Origin of the sequence: Klebsiella sp. 10-1, from assembly GCF_009758445.1 — a bacterium.
In the GTDB taxonomy this organism is placed as follows: domain Bacteria; phylum Pseudomonadota; class Gammaproteobacteria; order Enterobacterales; family Enterobacteriaceae; genus Klebsiella; species Klebsiella scottii.
Genome location: NZ_WQRE01000025.1, coordinates 1 through 1,349, shown reverse-complemented (window position 1 = coordinate 1,349; position 1,349 = coordinate 1). Strand labels below are relative to the sequence as shown.

Annotated in this window: 1 protein-coding gene; it reads left to right on the top strand. The window is 63.2% G+C overall.

Going from position 1 to position 1,349, the window contains the following annotated elements; genetic code table 11:
* Nucleotides 1–1,331, top strand: a 1,331-nt coding sequence (locus GO007_RS28785; RefSeq protein ID WP_145980615.1) for a molybdopterin-dependent oxidoreductase, incomplete at its 5' end; no start/stop codon positions are given.
* Between the last annotated feature and the right edge of the window lie 18 nt (nucleotides 1,332–1,349).

The window sequence follows — 1,349 nt, the reverse complement described above, 5'->3', positions numbered from 1 at the left end:
TCAGCGCCCGGGAGATCCGCGCCTGCGCCCGGATGTACGCCGGCGCCAAATCCGCCGCCATCCTGTGGGGCATGGGCGTCACCCAGTTCTATCAGGGCGTGGAAACCGTGCGCTCGCTGACCAGCCTGGCGATCATGACCGGCAACCTCGGCAGGCCGGGCGTCGGGGTCAACCCGGTGCGCGGGCAGAACAACGTCCAGGGCGCCTGCGATATGGGCGCCCTGCCGGATACCTATCCGGGCTATCAGTACGTTAATTTCCCGGAAAACCGGGAGAAGTTCGCCAAAGCCTGGGGCGTGGAGAGCCTGCCGGCGCACACCGGCTACCGCATCAGCGAGCTGCCGCACCGGGCGGCCCACGGCGAAGTGCGGGCGGCCTATATTATGGGCGAAGATCCGCTGCAGACCGATGCCGAACTCTCGGCGGTGCGTAAAGCCTTTGCAGAGCTTGAGCTGGTTATCGTGCAGGATATTTTCATGACCAAAACCGCGGCGGCGGCGGACGTCATCCTGCCGTCCACCTCGTGGGGCGAGCATGAAGGCGTTTATACCGCCGCGGACCGCGGCTTCCAGCGCTTCTTTAAGGCGGTGGAGCCGAAGTGGGATCTGAAAACCGACTGGCAGATTATCAGCGAGATCGCCACCCGGATGGGCTACCCGATGCGCTACCGCAACACCCAGGAAATCTGGGATGAGCTGCGCCATCTGTGTCCGGATTTTTACGGCGCCACCTACGAGAAGATGGGCGAGCTGGGCTACATCATGTGGCCGTGCCGCGACGAATCCGCCGCCGACCAGGGGACCTCTTATCTGTTTAAAGAGAAATTCGATACCCCCAACGGGCTGGCGCAGTTCTACACCTGCGACTGGGTTGCGCCGATCGACAAGCTCACCGGGGAGTACCCGATGGTGCTCTCCACGGTGCGCGAAGTCGGCCACTACTCGTGCCGTTCGATGACCGGTAACTGTGCGGCGCTGGCCGCGCTGGCGGACGAGCCGGGCTACGCGCAAATCAATACCGCCGACGCCGCGCGTCTGGGCATCGAGGATCAGGCGCTGGTGTGGGTGAACTCGCGTAAAGGGCGCATCATCACCCGCGCGCAGGTCAGCGAGCGGCCGAATAAAGGGGCGGTGTATATGACCTACCAGTGGTGGATTGGCGCCTGCAACGAGCTGGTGACCGAGAACCTGAGCCCGATAACCAAAACGCCGGAGTACAAGTACTGCGCGGTTAACGTTGAGCGTATTGCCGACCAGCGGGCCGCCGAGCAGTACGTGATCGATGAGTACAGCAGGCTAAAAGCCCGCCTGCGCGAAAGCGCGATGGGTTAAGTCAGACCGTTTTCCCGG